General features: G+C 63.0%; 19 protein-coding genes. 16 read left to right on the top strand and 3 right to left on the bottom strand.

The window, feature by feature from the left end; translation table 11 throughout:
* Positions 1–32: 32 nt before the first annotated feature.
* Positions 33–1,229 (top strand): MFS transporter, encoded by a 1,197-nt coding sequence (locus A0U93_RS05210; protein WP_077806411.1) that lies wholly within the window; start codon positions 33–35, stop codon positions 1,227–1,229.
* Here the strand turns inward: A0U93_RS05210 and A0U93_RS05205 are convergent.
* Complete coding sequence (locus tag A0U93_RS05205; protein WP_077806410.1) at positions 1,213–3,726, bottom strand: glycosyltransferase family 2 protein; 2,514 nt, start codon at positions 3,724–3,726, stop codon at positions 1,213–1,215. The genes A0U93_RS05210 and A0U93_RS05205 overlap by 17 nt on opposite strands.
* Before the next feature lie 129 nt (positions 3,727–3,855).
* On the opposite strand from A0U93_RS05205, the gene A0U93_RS05200 reads away from it, so the two are divergent.
* From A0U93_RS05200 to A0U93_RS05170, 7 genes are all read left to right on the top strand, one after another.
* Positions 3,856–4,851 (top strand): glycosyltransferase family 2 protein, encoded by a 996-nt coding sequence (locus A0U93_RS05200; RefSeq protein WP_147151137.1) that lies wholly within the window; start codon positions 3,856–3,858, stop codon positions 4,849–4,851.
* 117 nt (positions 4,852–4,968) lie between these two features.
* Complete coding sequence (pstC, locus tag A0U93_RS05195) at positions 4,969–5,937, top strand: phosphate ABC transporter permease subunit PstC (protein WP_077806408.1); 969 nt, start codon at positions 4,969–4,971, stop codon at positions 5,935–5,937.
* Complete coding sequence (pstA, locus tag A0U93_RS05190) at positions 5,934–6,806, top strand: phosphate ABC transporter permease PstA (protein WP_077806407.1); 873 nt, start codon at positions 5,934–5,936, stop codon at positions 6,804–6,806. Before pstC ends, pstA begins: the two co-directional genes overlap by 4 nt.
* Positions 6,807–6,830: 24 nt before the next feature.
* A complete protein-coding gene (pstB, locus tag A0U93_RS05185) occupies positions 6,831–7,619 on the top strand; it encodes a phosphate ABC transporter ATP-binding protein PstB (protein ID WP_077808344.1) in 789 nt (262 codons plus the stop codon).
* Between the two features lie 36 nt (positions 7,620–7,655).
* Positions 7,656–8,378 (top strand): phosphate signaling complex protein PhoU, encoded by a 723-nt coding sequence (gene phoU / locus A0U93_RS05180; protein ID WP_077806406.1) that lies wholly within the window; start codon positions 7,656–7,658, stop codon positions 8,376–8,378.
* On the top strand, positions 8,375–9,067 hold the full coding sequence (gene phoB, locus A0U93_RS05175) for a phosphate regulon transcriptional regulator PhoB (protein WP_077806405.1): 693 nt from the start codon (positions 8,375–8,377) through the stop codon (positions 9,065–9,067). Before phoU ends, phoB begins: the two co-directional genes overlap by 4 nt.
* Before the next feature lie 143 nt (positions 9,068–9,210).
* Positions 9,211–10,209, top strand: coding sequence for a sensor histidine kinase (locus tag A0U93_RS05170; RefSeq protein ID WP_147151135.1), 999 nt, complete (start codon positions 9,211–9,213; stop codon positions 10,207–10,209).
* A 19-nt stretch (positions 10,210–10,228) separates the two neighbouring features.
* Here the strand turns inward: A0U93_RS05170 and A0U93_RS05165 are convergent, their stop codons facing one another.
* Positions 10,229–10,681: a hypothetical protein gene (locus A0U93_RS05165; protein WP_077806403.1), complete on the bottom strand. Its 453-nt coding sequence runs from the start codon at positions 10,679–10,681 to the stop codon at positions 10,229–10,231.
* Between the two features lie 208 nt (positions 10,682–10,889).
* Between A0U93_RS05165 and A0U93_RS05155 the strand changes: the two genes are divergently transcribed.
* Positions 10,890–11,726, top strand: coding sequence for an EcsC family protein (locus A0U93_RS05155; RefSeq protein ID WP_077806401.1), 837 nt, complete (start codon positions 10,890–10,892; stop codon positions 11,724–11,726).
* 2 nt (positions 11,727–11,728) lie between these two features.
* Here the strand turns inward: A0U93_RS05155 and A0U93_RS16365 are convergent, their stop codons facing one another.
* Positions 11,729–11,893, bottom strand: a complete 165-nt coding sequence (locus tag A0U93_RS16365) for a hypothetical protein (protein WP_169852698.1) — start codon at positions 11,891–11,893, stop codon at positions 11,729–11,731.
* A 137-nt stretch (positions 11,894–12,030) separates the two neighbouring features.
* Between A0U93_RS16365 and aat the strand changes: the two genes are divergently transcribed.
* The 7 genes from aat (at position 12,031) to A0U93_RS05120 (ending at position 19,326) form a co-directional block, all read left to right on the top strand.
* Entirely contained in the window at positions 12,031–12,687 is a 657-nt protein-coding gene (gene aat / locus A0U93_RS05150; protein ID WP_077806400.1) for a leucyl/phenylalanyl-tRNA--protein transferase, read from the top strand.
* Between the two features lie 11 nt (positions 12,688–12,698).
* On the top strand, positions 12,699–13,328 hold the full coding sequence (locus A0U93_RS05145; RefSeq protein ID WP_077806399.1) for a DUF4412 domain-containing protein: 630 nt from the start codon (positions 12,699–12,701) through the stop codon (positions 13,326–13,328).
* Complete coding sequence (locus A0U93_RS05140; RefSeq protein WP_077806398.1) at positions 13,328–13,894, top strand: hypothetical protein; 567 nt, start codon at positions 13,328–13,330, stop codon at positions 13,892–13,894. Before A0U93_RS05145 ends, A0U93_RS05140 begins: the two co-directional genes overlap by 1 nt.
* 139 nt (positions 13,895–14,033) lie before the next feature.
* Positions 14,034–14,381 carry a hypothetical protein gene (locus A0U93_RS05135; RefSeq protein ID WP_077806397.1) on the top strand — a complete coding sequence of 116 codons (348 nt, stop codon included), beginning with the start codon at positions 14,034–14,036 and terminating at the stop codon, positions 14,379–14,381.
* A gap of 57 nt (positions 14,382–14,438) precedes the next feature.
* Entirely contained in the window at positions 14,439–14,900 is a 462-nt protein-coding gene (bcp, locus tag A0U93_RS05130; protein ID WP_077806396.1) for a thioredoxin-dependent thiol peroxidase, read from the top strand.
* Between the two features lie 9 nt (positions 14,901–14,909).
* Complete coding sequence (locus A0U93_RS05125) at positions 14,910–18,122, top strand: AsmA-like C-terminal region-containing protein (protein WP_077806395.1); 3,213 nt, start codon at positions 14,910–14,912, stop codon at positions 18,120–18,122.
* Positions 18,123–18,192: 70 nt separating this feature from the next.
* Positions 18,193–19,326, top strand: a complete 1,134-nt coding sequence (locus A0U93_RS05120; RefSeq protein ID WP_077806394.1) for an HD-GYP domain-containing protein — start codon at positions 18,193–18,195, stop codon at positions 19,324–19,326.
* The last annotated feature ends 34 nt before the right edge of the window (positions 19,327–19,360 follow it).

Here is a 19,360-nt window from a genome sequence, read left to right as displayed (position 1 = left end):
CCTAACTCGTCAATTCAGGAAAAGAGGATGGCATGAGCGTTCAAGCTCACCAACAACCTGCGTCCGTTTCGGCTATTTTCTTTGCGCTCGGTCTCGGCGGCTTTGCGATCGGCACGGCAGAATTCGCGGCCATGAGCCTGGTGCCGATGATTGCGCGCGATCTGGGGATCAGTGCGCCGGAAGCTGGGCACGCGATCGTGACATACGCGGCTGGCGTGTGTGTTGGTGCGCCGACGATTGCCTTGTTCAGCGCGAAGGTTTCACGCCGCACGATGCTGATCGGCATGATGCTGCTCTATATGATTGGCAATGGTCTGAGCGCGCTGGCGCCGAATTACTGGACGCTGCTGCTCTGCCGGTTCATCACCGGTTTGCCGCATGGTGCCTATTTCGGCATCGCGGGCGTGGTGGCATCGTCACTGGTGCCGCCGCACCGCCGGTCGCAGGCAGTGGGTCGTGTCGTCCTGGGGTTGACGATCGCGACGATCGGTGGCGTGCCGATGGCCAACCTGATCGGTCAGGCAGTTGGCTGGCGCTGGGCATTCGTGTTGATCGCCATGTTATCGCTGTGCACGGCCGTTCTGGTGGCGACTTTCGCGCCGCGCGATCCACCGCGCCATGATGCGAGCATCATGGCCGAACTGGATGCATTGCGACGGCCACAGGTCTGGTTGACGCTGGGAATTGGAGCCGTTGGATTCGGCAGCGTGTTCTGCGTCTATACCTATTTGGCGTCCATCATGCTGGAAGTGACCCATACGGCGCCGACAGCGGTGCCGGTCATGCTGGCCGTGTTCGGGGCGGGGTTGACGTTGGGAACGCTGGTTTGTGCGTGGCTTGCGGACCGGCGGATGATGCCGACGATTGGCGGTGTGCTGCTGGTCGAAGCGGCGTCGATGGCCGGCTTCCCGAGTGCGACGCACGATATCTGGAGTCTGGGCGCCATCGTGTTTTCGATCGGCTGCGGCGGTGGTTTGGCCACCGTGGTGCAGTCGCGGCTGCTGGAAGTCGCGACCGGCGCTGAAGGTTTCGCTGCCGCGCTGAACCAGAGCGCCTTCAACATCGCCAATGCGGTCGGTCCCTATCTCGGCGGCCTGGCGATTGCTGCTGGTCTGGGATGGACGTCGGTCGGGTGGGTCGGTCTGGCCCTGGCGTTGGGTGGGTTCGCGATCTGGCTCGTCAGTGTGGCCGAGGATGCGCGAACCCGGCGCGTTACACAGGGTCAGTGAGGGTTGAGGGATCGGCGAGGTCGAAGAATGGCTGCCGGTCCACGGTGAAGAAGCGGGGATAGGCGGGGTCGCGCAGGTAAAGCGGGCTTTCGCCCCACCGGTTCTGCATGGCCTGGGTTTCCTTGAAGAACCGTGCCTCGTGTTCGGCTGTCTGATCCGAGCCGCGGGATAGTGATTCGTGGTGATAGGCCACGAATTCCGCGCAGAAGACGATGCGGTAGCCCGCCGCGCGGATTTTCAGGCAGAGGTCGACGTCGTTATAGGCGACCTGAAGATCGACCTCGTCGAAGCCGCCGATCTCATGGAAAACGCTGGCGCGCACCAGCATGGCGGCAGCCGTGACAGCCGTGACTTCATGCGACAGCATCGTGCGGCCGATATAACCGTATTCGCTGACCGGCTCGCCACGATGGACGTGGGCGCCGATGCCCGCGGGGCCGACGGCGACGCCGGCGTGCTGGATCGTGTCGTTCGGATATAGCAGCTTGCCACCCACGGCGCCGACATCCGGTGCCGAGAGCGCTTCACCCACGATGCGTGTCAGCCAGCCTTTTTCTTCCACGAACACGTCATTGTTCATGAACATGTAGAAATCGGCGTTGCAGGTGGCGACCGCGATGTTGTTCAGGCGCGAGTAGTTGAAGGGCTCCTCGACGTCGACCACGCGGACGTTGCGCAGCCTGCGCACCTTCTTGATGAAGGTGGCGGCCTCTTCGGTGATGGACCAGTTGTTGACGAGGACGATCTCGAAGGATTTGTAATCCGTGTTGGCCAGGAGGGCCTCGACGCAACGGCTTGTGGTGTCGATCTGGTCCTTGAACGGGATGATGATCGAGACCTTGGGCAGGCGGCGCGGCTTCCAGTTGACGCCATAAAGCGTCAGGCCACGGATCGAGAAGACCTCGGCCGGGACCTTGAGGCGCTTGAGGTGATCGGCGACGCACCGTACTCCGGCGTCGATGGCGTATTGCTTGTTGCCGACGCTGACCGCCGTGGAGTTCGGTGTCTTGCGCCAGTGATACAGGACTTCCGGCACGTGATGGATCTGGTTGTGCGGCACCGCCTCCGTCGCGCGGAGGATGAAGTCGTGGTCCTGCGCGCCATCGTATTCCTTCCGCAGATGGCCGATTTCGCGCATGAGCTTTGTTTCGACCATCGTAAGATGGCAGACGTAGTTGCAGCCGAGCAGATAGCGATAGTTGAAGTCCGGCTTGAGATTCGGCTCCAGGAAATAGCCGGCCTGGTCGATCTTGTCCTCATCGGAATACAGAAGGCGCGCGCCGGTGCGTTGGGCCGCGCGGATCATGACCTCCAGGGCGACATCCACCATCAGGTCGTCATGATCGAAGAAGACGGTGTATTCGCCCTGGGCGGCGTCCATGCCGGCGTTCGTTGCGCCGGAGATGCCCTGATTCTTCTTCAGGGTGACGGCGCGAATACGGGAGTCTTCCGCGCAGTAGGCCTTGATCCGCTCGGCGACTTCCGGTGATTTGCCGCCATCATCGACAATGATGAGTTCCCAGTTCGGATAGGTCTGGCTCATGACCGATTCGACGGCGGCTTCGAAATCCGACATCAGCGGTTTGTAGGTTGGACAAAGTACCGAGATGAGCGGCTTGTGCTTCATCGGTGCCTCGTCACGCGCCTTGGCGACGCGCGCGCGCAGGTTGGCGTAATAATGGCGTGCCCAGCGATCGTATCCGCCCAGATTATAGCCGGGCTTCGGAATGACATTGCGGATTTCGGATCGAAGGTTGGTCAGTTCCTTGTGCAGCCGGTCCACGATATCGGCGATATCGACGAGGCGTGATTCGAGTGCATCGTCAGCCACGGAGGTGACGAACGGGCTGCCGTTGAGTTCCTCCCCGTAAGGCAGGACATGGACCTGGAACTGCCGGGGCGACGAGCCGCGAAGATGTTGCGGCAGGATGACCTCGAAGCCGCAGTTCGGGTCACACCCCAGGACCGCGGCGACGTCGCCGCGATAGCGGTCGGCCCGGACCTGCGCGACCTTGACGCCATTGGCCGAGACCGAGATCAGCACGCCGCCACGTTGCGGGCCGCCCGGACGTTTCTCAAGCACCCATCCGCGGATGGCGCCCTGTTTGAAGCCGTCGACGAAGCTTTGGTATTCCGGTCGCACATGGCCGTTGAAGCGGTATTCCGGCAGATAGAAGCCCGCGTTCTCGGGATCGCTGAAGGGGACGATGCTACGATCGGCGAAGCGAATCGAAACGGCGTGCTCCTCGCCGTCGATGAAGTTTTCGGGAATCGCGAATTCGAACCCGACGAGGTCTGTGGGAAGGCCAAGGGCGGCCTGCACGTCAGGACGCGGGATATTGCATTCGATCTGCATGATCTCCTGCTTGTCGATCAGGACGTGCAGCCGCGCTGTCTGGTGTGGCGGCAGGAGATCGAAAGCCCATCCGCGGGCGACCCCATTTTCACAAGTGTCGAAATAACCTGAAAATCGAGAGGCCGGCGGTTGCGTTGTCATGACGAGGCGCGATTCCTTGGTAAAAGATCGGATACATAGAAAGCAGAATACGAGTGTATAGAGCGATTAAAAATCCGGTAAGCGCAAGACCGAAGCGCTCGGTGGAAATAAAGAAAAGGAATTGGAAGCTTGCGTGAGCCAGTTGTTCGCGTGGTCATGATGCAGCGGAATGAAGGAGCGCTTCTTCTGGCCTGGCTGACGCATTATGCCCAACTCTTCGGAATGGATCGGCTGACGATACTCGATAACGGCTCGACCGATAACCTTACCTTATATCTATTGCGTCACGCCGCAAATATGGGGGCAACGGTCAGGACCGACCTGAACGATATCGCTGATTTTCACGGCAAGGGCTTCCATATGGCGACCACGATGCAGGCGTGGGATGAGGAGGAGGATTACGATTTTGCCCTGCCGGTCGATTGTGACGAATTCCTCACGATGGTGGGGGACGATCGCATCAGCGGCGGTCGGGCCGATATCATGCGGGAATTCGTTCGCCTGATGGAGTGCAGGACGGCCTTGCGCATCGACCTTTCGCTGTTCAACGTGCCGGAACAGCCCGGCTGGTTTGCGGTCGATCCTGAATTCCACAAGGGCTTCCTGCCGGCAGGCGGCGTCGACACGGTCGATAACGGGCAGCACAATCCCAATTCGCGGCTGGCGTCGGGCTTCACGACGTCACGTTTCGCCTATCTGCACTGGCACAACCGCCCGTTCGAGGAGATGCGTGCCGCGGCGCGCCGGAAGCTGACGACATCGTTGGTCGATCCGGACGATCCGGCGGCGTTCGAACATTACCGGCGCGTTCCCAACCTTCCGGGACGGCACCTTCTGCCGATCCTGACGATGGACGAGGAAACGTATCGTCAGCGTTACGACCTGGCCTTGCGTCTCTTCCTTCCCTGGGCGCGCCACCCTGCCGGCAGCATGGCGGCGCCACGGGGTGACGAGCCTTTCTGCCTCGCGGATGGGCGCGGTGTTTTCGGATGGGATGCCGCGAACTATCTGGCCGGCAATGCGGATGTCCGCGCGTATGATATCGGGCCGCTCCATCATTTCCTGCGTTATGGGTGGGCGGAAGGTCGCAGCCTGGGGGGCGATGGGTCTGGCGAAGAGTCATAAAAGCTTCATCTTCGTCTTGCGGCTTCGATGTTGTCTGTGGCGGATGGTAAAGCTACAGCACGGGGACTTCGCCATGCTTATGGTCGCCGCATATCCGATGCGAAACAGACAGAGACAATGATCCCCGCCACAGCCGAGACGACCGATGCCTTGCCCAAGATCGTCAACACGCCATGGTGGCGGGGCGATCGGCTGTTTCGCCTGCTTGTGGGCGGATGTGCCCTGCTGGTGCTTCTGGCTCTCGGTGGGCTGATCGTCGTGATGGGTTTTGGCGGCCTCCGGGCGTTTCAGGCGTTCGGCCCGGGTTTCATCGTGCGTAACATCTGGAATCCCGTTACCGATCAATATGGTGCGCTGGCGCCGCTTTTCGGCACGCTCGGCTCCACGCTGATCGCCGTCATCATTGCACTGCCGTTGGCTTTCGGCACCGCGTTCTGGCTGACGGCCATTGCCTCGTCGGCGGTTGCCGAGGGGGTCGGAACGGCCGTGCAGCTTCTGGCTGCCGTGCCGTCGATCATTTTCGGCATGTGGGGTTTTTTCGTTATCGTGCCGCTCATGGCGCAGCATGTTCAGCCGGCGCTCCGGCACTGGTTCAATCATACGGCCGGGGTGCGCTGGCTGGTGCATGGTGCGCCGTTCGGTTACGGCCTGCTGACCGGCGGGCTTGTTCTGGCGGTGATGATTACGCCGTTCATGACGGCGGTCATGCGCGACACGTTTTCCGTCATGCCGCCGATGCTGCGCGAGAGCGCGTATGGTCTGGGCGCGACGCGATGGGAGGTCATGCAGCAGGTTGTCGTGCCGTGGTCGCGCAACGGCATGGTTGGCGGTGTCGTTCTCGGCATGGGGCGGGCACTGGGCGAAACGATGGCCGTGACCTTCGTCATCGGCAATGCGAATTCGATCGGCTGGTCGCTCTTCGCCCCACGCAACACGGTGGCATCGCTGGTTGCGCTGGAGTTTCCGGAAAGTCCGGCCGGAAGTCTTAAACTCGCGTCGCTGCTGGCATTGGGCTTTATTCTGATGCTGATTTCATTTGCAACGCTGGCCGCCGCGCGCTGGCTGTTGCGGAGCCGTCAGGCATGACGGCGCGCGGTTCGACAGTGGGCTGGCAGAAGACGTCGCGGGCCACGCGCCGTCGCGTTGTCGATCTCTCGGCGACGGCATTCGGCTGGGTGGCGACGGCTATTCTTGTGCTGGTGCTGGGTTCCATTCTCTGGACGTTGCTTCGAAACGGACTGGAAGGGCTCTCGACGGCGGCGCTTCTGCGCCCGATGGGGCCGCCCGGCAGCCATGGCGGTCTGGCGAATGCGATTGTCGGCAGTCTTGTCCAGACGTTCGTCGCATTGCTGATCGCGACGCCGATCGGACTGGGATGTGGAATCTATCTGGCTGAGTTCGGCAACCAGTCGCGTTTCGCGGCGATCGTGCGCTTCGTGGCGGATATCCTGCTTTCCGCGCCGTCCATCCTCGTCGGGCTGTTCGTCTATCTGTTGCTGGTTGCGCCATTCGGCCATTTTTCCGGAATTGCCGGATCGGTGGCATTGGCCATTCTGGCGGTGCCGATCATCATCCGCACGACGGAAGACATGCTCAATCTCGTGCCGACGTCCATGCGAGAGGCGGGTGCCGCGCTGGGGGCGGCGCACTGGCGGGTGGTGATCTTCCTTTGCCTCCGATCGGTCAGGCCTGGCGTGTTGACAGGAATCCTGTTGGCGCTTGCTCGCGTCAGCGGGGAGACGGCACCGCTGCTTTTCACGTCGTTGGGTGACCAGAACTGGTCCCTGTCTCTCAACCGGCCGATGGCGAGCTTGCCGGTGGCCATTTATCAATATGCCGGTGCGTCTTACAGCGACTGGGTGGCGTTGGCCTGGACCGGCGCGCTTATCGTGACTTTCGGTGTGCTGGCGATCAATATTCTCGTGCGGTTCGGCTTTGGCCGACGGAAAGGCTGAGGGCGGGTGAACGATACGAATGCGATGACGAACGATCGGCCGGCCGTCGTGGAAGCAGCGGATATCGCGCTCGCAGTGCGTGATCTCGATTTTTTCTATGGCCAGAATCATGTGCTGAAGAAAGTGACGCTGGATTATCCGCGCCGACAGGTGACGGCGATGATCGGGCCGTCCGGTTGCGGCAAGTCCACGCTGCTGCGTGTTTTCAATCGGATGTATGATCTCTATCCGGGGCAGCGCGCGACGGGCAGCGTCCTGTTCGATGGTGCGGATATTCTCGATGCGACGCTCGATCTGAACGTCCTGCGGTCGCGAATCGGTATGGTGTTCCAGAAGCCGACGCCGTTTCCGATGTCGATCTACGACAATATCGCCTTCGGCATACGGCTGCATGAGAACCTCTCCCGCGCGGAGATGGATGTACGGGTGGAGGACTCGCTTCGTCGCGTGGCGCTCTGGAACGAGGTGAGGGATCGGTTGCGAGCACCGGCCGGCGGCCTTTCCGGTGGTCAGCAGCAGCGCCTGTGCATCGCGCGCAGCATTGCGACGCGACCGGAGGTTCTGCTGCTGGACGAGCCGACATCGGCGCTCGATCCCATCTCGACGGCACGGATCGAGGAACTGCTGGATGAATTAAAGCAGGACTTCACCATCGTCATCGTCACGCACAACATGCAGCAGGCGGCGCGTTGCGCCGATCAGGTCGCGTTTTTCTACCTGGGTGCGCTGGTGGAGATCGATACGGCGGATCGGCTGTTCACCAATCCGGGAAAGAAACAGACGCAGGATTACATCACCGGCCGCTTCGGCTGAAGCCGGTCGCGTTTATCTGTCGAGGGAATTCGGGTCATGCCGTCAGAAAGCGTTCATACGGTCAGAAGCTACGAGCAGGAACTGGGGCGCATGCGTGCGCTGATGACCCGCATGGGCGGTATCGTCGAAAGCCAGGTGGCGCAGGCGTTGACGGCCGTGATCGAGAGCGACGAGGAGGCCGCCCAGGCCGCGCCGGCGCAGGACCCGCAGGTCGATGCGCTGGAGCGCGAGGTGGAAACGCTGGCCATCCGTCTGCTGGCCCTGCGCAACCCGATGGCCGGTGATCTGCGCGAGGTCGTGGCGGCGCTGAAGATAACCGGCGATCTGGAGCGTATCGGCGACTATGCGGCCTCCATCGCCCGGCGGAGCACGCGCTTCGATCTGGCGGACGGCCGGATTTCGCTTTCGGGGCTGGAGAGCATGGGGCGGCTGGTGCAGGAAAACCTGCGCCGTGCGATCGATGCGATCGTGCAGCAGGATGCGGATCAGGCCATGGACGTCTGGCACGCGGATCGCGCGGTGGATGAGTATTACACGGCGATGTTCCGCGCGCTGGTGACCTACATGATGGAAGATCCGCGCCATATCGGACCGTGCACGCATCTGCTGTTCATCGCCAAGAACCTCGAACGCATCGGCGACCATGCCACCAATATCGCCGAGCGCGTCTATTATGCCGTGACCGGCGACAACCTTCCGGCGCTGCGTCCTCGTGGCGGCGCGCAGTCGGATCTGACGGAGAATGTGTCGCCGCGATGAAGACGCCCATGGCTCGCGTGCTGGTGGTCGAGGACGACCCGTCCCTGCAGTTGATGCTGCGATATAACCTCGAAAAGCTCGGCTACAAGGCCGAGGCCGTGTCGGACGGCGAAACGGCTCTGGTGTCGCTCGAACGCGCGCGGCCGGATGCGTTGGTGCTCGACTGGATGTTGCCGGGCATTTCCGGTCTGGATGTATGTCGTCGCATCCGTACGAACGCGCGATTGCGGGATCTGCCGATCGTGATGCTGACGGCGCGGTCGGACGAGCAGGACAGTATCCGGGGGCTGGATGGTGGCGCGGACGATTATATCGCCAAGCCATGCAGCATTGAAACGCTGGATGCCCGCCTTCGGGCATTGTTGCGGCGCACGCAGGTCAATTACGACACGCTGAGCTTCGCCGATCTCCGTCTCGATCCGGAAACGCATCGGGCGGAGCGTGGCGGTCGTTCGCTGACGCTCGGGCCGACCGAATTCAAGCTGCTGGAATTCCTGATGCGTAATCCCCGCCGGGTTTTTTCACGGGAAGACCTTCTGCAGCGTATCTGGGGTGCGAACATGCATGTCGAATTGCGGACGATCGACGTGCACATCCGTCGCCTTCGCCGGGCGCTGAACCAGGAGGACGAGACGGATTACGTCCGCACGGTGCGATCGGCCGGCTATGCACTCGACGATGCGGTCTGACGCTGTTCGCGGCGCTTGAATGGCTGGGGTGGCTGCTTGCCGGTCTGGGCTGGTTCCTGGTCTGGCGTGGCCAACGGGTCGTTGCTGAATCGCTGGGCCGGGATGATGTCGCAACCGGTGGGTCGCCATCGCCCGAGGCCTTCGTGGAACTGCTGCCGATGGCGGTCGTGCTGCTTGATCCGAACGGGCGCATCCTTCACGCCAATCGCGAAGCCGTGGCGCAGTTCGGCAATGCGCTGAATGCCGTCATGCGGCACCCTTATGCCCAGGCGGCGATGCTCGATATGGCAGGCGAGGGGGCCGTTTCAACGCAATACGAACTGACTGTGCCGGTTCGTCGCTTTGTGCAGGTGACGTTTGCGCCATGGCATCTGGATTGGGGCGCGCCCGAGTGGCGCTCCGATGCGATCATCGCGGTTCTGGACGATCGGTCCGAGGCCGACGCGCTGGACCGCATGCGCGCCGATTTCGTCGCATATGCCAGCCATGAGTTGCGCACGCCGCTGGCCTCGTTGATCGGTTTCATCGAGACCCTGCGCGGGCCTGCGGCGGATGATCCGGCGGCGCAACGGCAGTTCCTGACGATCATGGCCGGTCAGGCGGCGCGCATGCAGCGTTTGATCGACCGGCTGCTTTATCTTTCGCGCGTTCAGCGGCTGGAGCATTCCCGTCCGAAGGAACTCGTCTCGACGCAGGATATTCAGGATCGTCTGATGGACGAGACGGCTGTGCTGTTGCGGGATGCCGACGCATCGTTCCGCATGACGGTGCCGGAGGAAGACGTGTTTTTCCCCGGCGACGAGGACCAGATTGTGCAGGTCATCCTCAATCTCGTCGAGAACGCGGTCAAATATGGTGGCGCTGGCGTGGCGGTCAGGCTGACGATCGAAACGAATGTCCAGAATGGGCTGAGCATCGTGGTTGGCGATAATGGGCCGGGGATCGAGGCGCAGCACCTGCCCCGCCTGACGGAGCGCTTCTATCGGGTCGAGACGCGCAATGCCGTGGCACAGCCGAGCGGGACGGGGCTGGGCCTGGCGATCGTCAAGCACATCGTTGACCGGCATGGTGGCAGGCTGACAATCGACAGCAGGCTCGGCGTCGGCACGCAATGCACCATCGTGCTGCCGCTGGCGTTATAAGGCTGTTGCCGCGCGGCCCTTACGGCTGGCCTGCGGCGGCTTCGGCGGCGACATCGGTCTGACCGTTGCCGGGTGAACCGGCATAGGTCTGGTAGGCGTTGTTGGTATAGGGCGGCCGGACAGGAGCGTTGAATTTGACCGGAATGCCAAACAGGCTGAAATGCGACGGCGCGTTATTGGGCAGGGACGTGGACTGATGCGCCTCGCCGCCGGGCAGGCCGAGCGTGCGATGGGTGCGGACTGTCGCGCTGTAGGTGGCCAGTTGTGCGTCGTTATCCTCGACCGTCGTATAGCCGTGAGGCGGCGGCGGTGCGCCGCCGTCAGGCAACGCCACCTGTTGCGCGGGGGTGAGTGCCTGATTGCCAGCGGGCAAGGGGGCCTGGATGTCGTGTGCCGGATCGGCGAGAGCGGCGGTGGTCGACATCAGACCGACGATCGTTGCAAAAAGGGTAACCTTCGTGGTGTGTCGCATGAACCTGTCTCCCGATGGCGCGTCTGGACAAGCCTGCAACCGTCGAAAGGGCTTTCGGTTTGCCTTCATTGTTCTTAGACCCGAAGATGGGGCAAATGAATAGTTTTGTCGCATTGTATCGCGACCGATTGGCGTCCATCCGCGTTCACGGTTGTGAGATGAGCCAAAACGGCTCCATTGCGACGGGCGCGAGCAAGAGAGGACTGTCATGACTTCACCCAATGGCGCGTCGGCTTCGGTCGGCGGTGAGATCGCATCCCTGGCGCTGGATGGCGACTCGCTGGCGCAGCTTCAGTCCGTTCTGGCGAAGGTCGAACAGGGGCGTGGCGTTCTGGTCCGTCTGGCCGATCTGATGGGCGGCGCGGTTGGTCAGGCGACGAAGCTTGGGATGAAGGGGCTGGGGCTGGCGCCCAATCTGCAGGGCAAGTTGCAGGGGCTGGCGGAATCGGCCATCGCCCGCGCTTTCGATATCGCCGTGCTGGGCATCGGGCACGATACGCCGGCGCAACGTCCGGCGTGGCGGGATCACGCGGGGCAGATGGCCGTCGCCGTCTCCGGTGCGATTGGCGGCTTCGGCGGCGTGATCGGTCTGGCACCCGATGTCGGCTTCACGACCCTGACGATCATGCGGGAAATCGCCCAGATCGCCCGTGAGGAGGGCGAGGATCTGCGCGATGAGGACACGCGCCGCGCCTGTCTGGAGGTTTTCGCGTTGCGCAGCTTTCCGTTGGGTCGCGAGGGTGAGGAGAGCGAGCTGGGCTTCTTCTCAGCCCGTGCCCTGCTGCGCGGCCGGCCGGTGGTGATGCTGGTGGCGGAGGTGGCGTCCCATTACGGGATCGGCCTGTCGCGCAAGTTCGCGTTGCAGATGATGCCGGTTGCCGGTGCGCTGTGTGGCGCGTCGCTGAATGCGGCCTTCATGGGACATTATCGCGCGCTGGCGCGGGCGCATTTCACGATCCGGCGTCTGGAGCGGCAGCATGGCCCGACGGTGATCAGGACGGCGGCCCATATGCGCGATCACGCGCCGGATGCGACAGCCGTCTGACGTCAATCCAGGCGGCGGTTCCGTATGGCGTCGATCGTGCCGGTGACGATCAGGGCGAACGAATAGATTTCCGCCATCGTCATGCAGAGGCCGCGTGCGTGCGGAGCGAACAGCGCCAGGATGGCGACGAGGACAAGTGCGATCAGGAACACGAAAGTGAAGGGCATGGTTGTTCTCTCTCGACGGAAGGTTTCAACACCTATCACGAGTGAGGGCGCGTCCCTAGTCGTGCCACTTCTGTAACCCGAAGGGAGCGCAGCATGGGCGTGGGAAGCGTCATCGGACCAGAGACTGGGGCGGGATCATGACGCCGGACATGTTGCTGAATGCCTATGCGATGGGCATCTTCCCGATGGCGCCCGACCAGAGCAGTGACCAGCTGGAGTGGTTCATGCCCGAGCGCCGGGGCATTCTGCCTCTGGACACCTTCCATGTGCCGCGCAAGCTGGGGCGCCTGGTCCTGTCCGGGCGTTATCGTGTCACCTCCGATACGGCCTTTCCACTGGTCATGCGGGAATGCGCCGCTGCGGCGGCCGGTCGTGAAACGACCTGGATCAGCGACCGGATTCTGGCGCTTTATGGGGCGTTGCACGCGCGGGGCGACGCGCATTCCGTGGAAGTATGGGACGATGAGCGTCTGGTCGGTGGTCTGTATGGTGTCAGTCTGGGCGGTGCGTTTTTCGGCGAGAGCATGTTCAGCCGCGTGACGGATACGTCCAAGATCGCGCTGGTGCATCTGGCGGCGTCGTTGCGGCGACAGTCCTATATTCTGCTGGATACGCAATATCCGACACCGCATCTCGCACGTTTCGGCGGGACCGACATCTCTGCCGATCATTATCGGACCTTGCTTAATCGGGCGATGCCGTTGAGTGTCGTCTGGAGTCGGGAGATCGGATTGGCCGCACTGGGCGACGAGATCCGCAGCATGCGCGAACGGCATGACGGTTCGATGCATTGAGGGAGTCCATCATGCACTCATTTTTCTACGGTCTTGGCGCCGCGATGTGCGTCACGGCGTTATCGGCACCGTGCCTCGCCCAGAGTGGACCGCATCCGCAGCTGGCGCCGACGCGTGACGTGACGGTAGTTTATGCCGTGCAGCCGCAAGGTGCGCCGGCGCCGCAGCAGGTGACGGTATCTTTCGCAAAGGATGGCGACCGTCTGCGGATCGACGAGGCGAACAAGATCGGCGCCACGGTGCTGGACCGCCCGGCGCAGCAGGTCATGCTGATTATGAACAAGCAGCGGATGTACATGCAGTTCTCGCCGCAGCATGGTCTGCGCAATCCGTTCCTGCTCGATCTTTCCATGCACTATACGCCCGCAGGGCAGGGGAATGTGGCCGGTCTGGTCTGCGACAAATGGACGATCGCCACGACCCACGGCGCGGCGACGGCCTGCGTGACCCAGGACGGCGTGATATTGAGTGAATTCGGCGCGGATGCCGATGGCGCGCAGGGGACGTTGACGGCGCAGAACGTCCAGTATGGCCCGATCGATCCCACGTTGTTTCAGCCGCCGGCCGGATACGAGAAAATCACTTCCCACATGCCTATTCCCCATAATCCGCATCCGGCGACCGGCGTGACGGCGCATTGATGCGCCGGGGACTGATCGGGTTCGCGCTGGCCATCGTCACGACTGGACCGGCGCTGGCGGAGAATGCGGCGCCGCTGGTGACGCCGCTGCAGGATACGGACATCACCTACGATATCCAGGCGCCGGACGGGCATGTTCTGCATCAGCGGATGCGCTGGCGATCCGCGACCTGGCAGCAGCGGATCGATCCGGGCGACTCCGCAACCGTGATGCTGACGGATTACCGGGCCGGGCGCTTGCAGGTGGTCGATCTATTGCACCGCACGGTAACGACGATGGATGTGCCGCTGGCGCAGTTCGCGCCGCCGGGCGTGCCTGCGGCGGGTGTCTGGCGGAAAGGCAATGTCGAGCATGTGGCCGGACGCGATTGCACCGAGTGGTCAGGAACGGACAGCGAGGCGCAGCCAGGCGTCTTTTGTTATACGACGGATGGTCTGCTGCTTGGGGCGAGCCGGAGCGGGGTGCATGTCGTTCAGGCGGCAAGCATCGCACAGGGGCCACAAGCGGAAGCGGTCTTTGCGCTGCCGCCGGGCCTGAAGACCCTGGCGCCCGCGACGCCGCATTGATTCCGAAGCGGACGTTTCGTTACAATTGGGGCGCGTTTGGGGCATCTGGCGTCCTAATGTCACCATGAAGGGCGCGCATCTTGCATCCTGTTAGATGGCTGGTGTGTGCATCGGCCGGTAGCAAAAAAGGAGATCCCCAATGCGTCGTTTCTTTCGGACAGGGATGCTGCTGCTTCCATTGATGGGCGGTCTCGCGGCGGCACCCGCTGCTCATGCACAATATTATCATCCGTATGGTGGCTGGCACGGCGGCTATGGCGGCTGGCATCGGGGCGGCTGGCATCGCGGGCCGGGCGCCGGCTTTGTTGGCGGTCTGATCGGCGGTGCGTTGGTTGGCGCCGTTGTTGGCGGTGCGGCTCATGCCTATTACCCGCCGCCTCCGCCTGTCGTTTACGCGCCCCCGCCGCCGGTCGTGTATGCGCCGCCGCCGCGTGTGGTCTACGCACCGCCGCCGACGGTGGTATATCCGGGCTATCCGGGCTATTGATGGCCGACCCATGGCGCGGCGATGATGCCGCGCCGACCCCGCGATAGAAGTTTTGCGATGATCGATATTGGAGACAAGGCGCCTTCCTTCCGGCTACAGGCCTCTCACGGCAGGGAGGTCGATAGCGGGAAGCTTTCCGGGCGTCCGTATCTGCTTTATTTCTATCCGCGTGCCGATACGCCGGGATGCACGACCCAGGCTTGCGGCATTCAGGAATCCTTGCCGAAATTCGATGAACTCGATCTGACGGTAATCGGCGTAAGCCCCGATCCCGTTGCCAAAATCGATAAATTCGCGGAAAAATTCGGTCTGCAATTTCCGTTGGCCAGCGACCCCGATCATGCACTCGCCGATCAGTATGGCACGTGGGTCGAGAAAACGATGTATGGCAAGATGTCCTTCGGCATGGAACGCAGTTCGTTCCTTGTCGATGGGCAGGGTATCGTCCGGGGTGTCTGGCGGAAGGTGAAGCCGGATGCACATGCTGCCCTTGTCGCCGAGGCCGCAGCCGCACTTTAAGGTTTTCCAATGACCTTGCCGCACGATCCCTTCCATCGTGCGTCCTGGCGGGCGCTCCGTCTTGGGGCGCTTGTGCTGGTTGTTCTGTTTCTCGTCGTTCTGTTGCCCATCTCCCTGCTTCTGTGGCGGTTGAGTGCGGCGCCTCTGGATGTGACGGCGCTCGCCTCGCGTTGGCTGCCGGTTGCCGTGCAGGCCGGCCCGCATCCCGGACAGCCTGCCGGACGGCTTGTCTGGCAGCGTCTGACGATTGCGTGGCATCCTGGCAGGGCGGAACGTGGTTTCTCTCTTCATGCCGATGATCTGCGCGTTCTGAGGATGGACGGCAGCCCGGCATTGCGGATGGGGCAGGCGCAGCTTGTGGTGCCGATCAGTCCGCTGCTGGGCGGTGTCGTCGCCCCCCGGGTCATGTCCGGAGAACATGTGGCGGTCGTCCTGCGGCGCGGCGCGGATGGATCGGTCGATCTCGACCTGCCGGGCGCCCGAAAGACAGGGAAGACGCAGGACGCTTTCAGTCTCGACATGCTGGAACGCGTGGCGCTGAAGGACGGTGCGATAACGCTTCTGGGTCGTGCCGATATCCCGCCCCTGAAGGTGCGGGATATGACCGTCTCGGGTAATCGCGATCCCCACGCGGGACGCTATCTGCTCTGGCGGGGCGATCTGCGTGCCGTGGTACAGGCACCGGGAGGCGAGACGGCACAGCTTGTGGCAACGGGGCGAGCCGCGGCGGAGGGTGTTGCCTGGCATCTCGGCATGTCGCCGATCGAGCCCACGGTGTTTGCGCCGTTCCTGCCCAATCTGGCGAGGTGGCATGCGCCGCTTTCCTTCGTGTTCGACGGTGTGGAAACGGAGGGGCGTTTCGGTGACCTGTTCCGGCCACGTTATGGTCTGGCGATTGCCCGGATGAATGGCCATGCAACGCTCGGGGCCGGGCAGATCCTGCAGGATGGCGCCCCCCCGCTGACGATATTGGGCGGGAGCGCCGGGCTGACGGTCTCGCCGACGCATCCGGGACAACGCAGCGCCCGGCTTTCCATTACGAATGCACGGCTTTCCCTGGCGGACCGGCAGAACAGGCCGACCAGCTTTGCCGCCGGTGCGGAATTCGTGTTGTCCGATCTGCTCGCGCCACGCGGGATCGATGCGACCGCTCACGCCGAGGGCTCCTCTTTCGATCTGCCCGCCCTGAGCGCCATCTGGCCGGTGGGGCTGATGAAGGGCGCGCGACGCTGGGTGGTCCGCAATATGGTGGCGGGCACGGGGCGCGGGTTGTCGGTCGATGCCGTGTTGCACAGTGCGGCTGGCTGGGACGGGCTGCAACCGACGGCCATGCGCGGCGCCTTGCATATCGACGATGCCACCGTGCATTGGCTGCGCCCGGTTGTGCCGGCCGAGCATGTTTCCGCTGATTTCGGTTTCGAGAGCGCGGACACGCTGAAGATCGTCGTCCATAGCGGCCAGCAACGGGCGGACGACGCGCCGGGCGCACCGACATTGGCATTGTCGGATGGTGTGATCCGCATTGCCCAGCTCTATGCGCGGGATCAGACGGCGTCGTTCACCATGGGGCTGGATGGCGATCTGGCCAGCTATATCCGGTTGCTTTCCGTTCCGCGCCTGCATCTGCTCGCCGGTCGCCACCTGCCGTTCGCGTCGCCTTCCGGACCGGTGCATGCGAATGCGACATTGACGATGCCGCTGGTGGCACATGTGCGCGACGAGGATATCCATGTGCGGGCGCATGCCGCCTATCATGATGTGCATCTGGACGATGTGCTGCTCGGTCGCGCCGTCGACGCGGCATCGGGTGAGATCGACGCGACGGAGACCGGCCTCGATCTCCGGGGGCAGGAAACCCTGGGCGGCGTGTCGACAAAGACCACGTTGCACCAGTCTTTCCATATGCGAGGACTGAAAGATGAACTGGTTCGTATCCGGAGCGAATCGGATTTCGATCCGGAGTCTTTGATTCGCGCGCGTCTGGCGACAGATGGCCTGTTTGACGGCCACGCGAAGCTGACGAGCGATTTCGTCGAATATCGCGATGGAACGGCGAATGTCGATCTGACGCTCGACCTTCACGATGCGGCACTGGAAATTCCGGTCTGGCGCAAGGCAACGGGAACGACGACGACCGCGCATGCGCATATCGGCCTGCGCGACGGGGAGATCGCCGTGCTTGACGATCTCCATGCCGAGGGCCCGGATCTCAGGCTCAACGGCCGTACCCGGGTCCGGGATGGCAAGGTGCGCGACATGATGATCGATGCGTTCCGGATCGGGCGCTCGGGCGGCGATGCGACCATCGGGTTGCCGCAATCGACACGCGAGCCGATCATCGTCAGCGTGCATGCGCCCGTGCTTGATCTGGCGCCATTGTTCGAACCCACATTGAAGAGTGGGACACTCACGGGGCGCCGGCTGGCGCCGTCTCCACGGCGCAAGTGGTCGCAACGCACATTGCCGCAGCAGAAATGGATCGTCGACGTGCAGGCGGGGCGGTTGTTCTACGCCCGGAATGGCGCGCTGGGCGGCGTGGTTGCCCATCTGGAGGATATCGACGGGCAGCTTCGACGTGCGGACGTCGCATGGTCCACGCCGACGGCCGCGCGAATTGTGCTGGAGCCCGGTCAGAAAGGGCGGCGACTATCGGCCGATGTGCAGGATCTGGGCGTCATGCTGTCGGCGAGCGGGTTGAACGACCGGCTTCGCGGGGGCAGGGCGCGGTTGAGGGGGATCGTGGGGCAGGGCGGCGCGACAGGCCTGCCGCCGTTCGAAGGACAACTGGATGTTGGTCCGTTCGCATTCCGCCGGCCGCCGGCGGCGTTGACCACGGCGACGCATCTTTCACTCTATGACTGGTCCAAGGCGGATGCCGACCGTTTCCAGGTGCAGGAACTGAGTTTGCCGATCTCGGTTCGGAACGACGTCCTGACGATCCACGATGGTCATCTTGGCAATGCGGCACTGGGCGCGACGGTGCGCGGCGCGATCGGCCTCGATGATCTGAAGCTCGATCTGCATGGAACGGTCGTGCCTGTTTTTGCGGTGAATGCGTTGCCGGGCCGCCTGCCGGGAATCGGGAAGCTGTTCTCCCCGGAAAAAGGTGGTGGCCTGCTGGCGGCGACATTTACGGTCGGCGGCACGACGGGGGCGCCGGACCTGCGGGTCAATCCGTTCTCCGTATTTTTACCTGGTGTTTTGCGACGTCTCGTCGAATGAGCGTTATACTATCGGTAAAGCAAGAATTCTCCATGCTTCGTTAAGAATCCCACGATAAAGGGGGGGTCTTATGGCGAGTACAGGACGACACCTTCTTTTGATGGCGGGGCAGCCCGAACTGGGCGTGCCCTGGGCGGACGCGCTCTCAAGCGCGTTGTCGGCGGACATCTGCGTCCGATTGTCACCGGAACCGGAAAGCGAGGTGGCGCAGTCGCGCGCCGGATTGATCGTGCTCGACTGGCCGATGGCATTTTCCCCGCGGCTGTTGCGCGCGCGGGTGCTGGCCCTGGCGGCGTTGCGGCATGGCGACGTGCCTATCCTGCTTTGCATTGCGGACCCGTCTGTACGGGACAAGGTCAATGCGCAGCGATTGGGCATTGCCGTGGTCTGTGACCGGCGCGAGCCGTCGAGCGTGCTGGCGGAACGTTGCGTAAACGTCTGGCAGGACGCTGTTGACCGGCGTCTGGGCACGATGGTCGATCGCACGGGTGGCATGATGGCGGCAACGATGCGCACGGTGCGTGCTGGTGGTTTTCCCGATACGATGGCGATGAAGGCGGTTGCCGAGCAGATTGCCGGGACGGTGGCTGACGAGGGGCTGAGCCAATGGATCGACAGGGTTCGGCCGATCGGCGACCAGGCCTGCCGGCATTGTTTTCTGATTGGCGGGGTCACGGCGTTTTTCTTGCAGAGACTGGGTGTACGGGCGTCGGATGTCGTGCAGATGACGGAAGCCGTGTTGTTCCACGATATCGGCAAGGCGTTGGTGCCGTTGGCGCTGCTGGACAAGCCGGGACCGCTCACGGCCAGGGAAACGGAGATCATGCGTCTCCATCCCGCTCTGGGCCACGATCTGCTGGTGCGGCAGGGGGGGCATAATGCCATGACGCTGTCGGTGACGCGTCATCACCACGAGCATCTGGATGGCGCCGGTTATCCGGATCGGCTGTCGGGTCGTGAGGTCAGCGATGCAGTACGCGTGGCGACCATCTGCGATATTTTCGCGGCGTTGATCGAGCCGCGTCTCTACAAGGCGGCTCTGACGCCCGCCGAAGCCATCGCCACGATGAAGGAGATGAAAGGGGCGATCGACATGGATATCCTGACGGCCTTCGAAGGGGTGATGATGCCCGCCCTGTCGACGATGCCGGCGATGAAACATGCCGGTCGGGACGCGGTCCTGAGCGAGGGGCCTCTCGTCTGACGCGCCATGGGCGCCTATATACCACAGACGGTTT

The sequence above is a fragment of the Neoasaia chiangmaiensis genome (genome assembly GCF_002005465.1).
GTDB lineage: Bacteria > Pseudomonadota > Alphaproteobacteria > Acetobacterales > Acetobacteraceae > Neoasaia > Neoasaia chiangmaiensis.
This window is presented reverse-complemented; position numbering and strand designations above follow the sequence as displayed.

Excerpts from the sequence above, each read along its gene's own strand:
- A0U93_RS05155 (WP_077806401.1), top strand. The coding sequence starts at position 10,890 with ATGACTTCACCCAATGGCGCGTCGGCTTCGGTCGGCGGTGAGATCGCA.
- phoU (WP_077806406.1), top strand. The coding sequence starts at position 7,656 with ATGCCGTCAGAAAGCGTTCATACGGTCAGAAGCTACGAGCAGGAACTG.
- aat (WP_077806400.1), top strand. The coding sequence starts at position 12,031 with ATGACGCCGGACATGTTGCTGAATGCCTATGCGATGGGCATCTTCCCG.
- A0U93_RS05120 (WP_077806394.1), top strand. The coding sequence starts at position 18,193 with ATGGCGAGTACAGGACGACACCTTCTTTTGATGGCGGGGCAGCCCGAA.
- pstB (WP_077808344.1), top strand. The coding sequence starts at position 6,831 with ATGACGAACGATCGGCCGGCCGTCGTGGAAGCAGCGGATATCGCGCTC.
- A0U93_RS05145 (WP_077806399.1), top strand. The coding sequence starts at position 12,699 with ATGCACTCATTTTTCTACGGTCTTGGCGCCGCGATGTGCGTCACGGCG.
- A0U93_RS05165 (WP_077806403.1), bottom strand. The coding sequence starts at position 10,681 with ATGCGACACACCACGAAGGTTACCCTTTTTGCAACGATCGTCGGTCTG.
- pstA (WP_077806407.1), top strand. The coding sequence starts at position 5,934 with ATGACGGCGCGCGGTTCGACAGTGGGCTGGCAGAAGACGTCGCGGGCC.
- A0U93_RS05135 (WP_077806397.1), top strand. The coding sequence starts at position 14,034 with ATGCGTCGTTTCTTTCGGACAGGGATGCTGCTGCTTCCATTGATGGGC.
- bcp (WP_077806396.1), top strand. The coding sequence starts at position 14,439 with ATGATCGATATTGGAGACAAGGCGCCTTCCTTCCGGCTACAGGCCTCT.
- phoB (WP_077806405.1), top strand. The coding sequence starts at position 8,375 with ATGAAGACGCCCATGGCTCGCGTGCTGGTGGTCGAGGACGACCCGTCC.
- A0U93_RS05140 (WP_077806398.1), top strand. The coding sequence starts at position 13,328 with ATGCGCCGGGGACTGATCGGGTTCGCGCTGGCCATCGTCACGACTGGA.
- A0U93_RS05205 (WP_077806410.1), bottom strand. The coding sequence starts at position 3,726 with ATGACAACGCAACCGCCGGCCTCTCGATTTTCAGGTTATTTCGACACT.
- A0U93_RS05210 (WP_077806411.1), top strand. The coding sequence starts at position 33 with ATGAGCGTTCAAGCTCACCAACAACCTGCGTCCGTTTCGGCTATTTTC.
- A0U93_RS16365 (WP_169852698.1), bottom strand. The coding sequence starts at position 11,893 with ATGCCCTTCACTTTCGTGTTCCTGATCGCACTTGTCCTCGTCGCCATC.
- A0U93_RS05125 (WP_077806395.1), top strand. The coding sequence starts at position 14,910 with ATGACCTTGCCGCACGATCCCTTCCATCGTGCGTCCTGGCGGGCGCTC.
- pstC (WP_077806408.1), top strand. The coding sequence starts at position 4,969 with ATGATCCCCGCCACAGCCGAGACGACCGATGCCTTGCCCAAGATCGTC.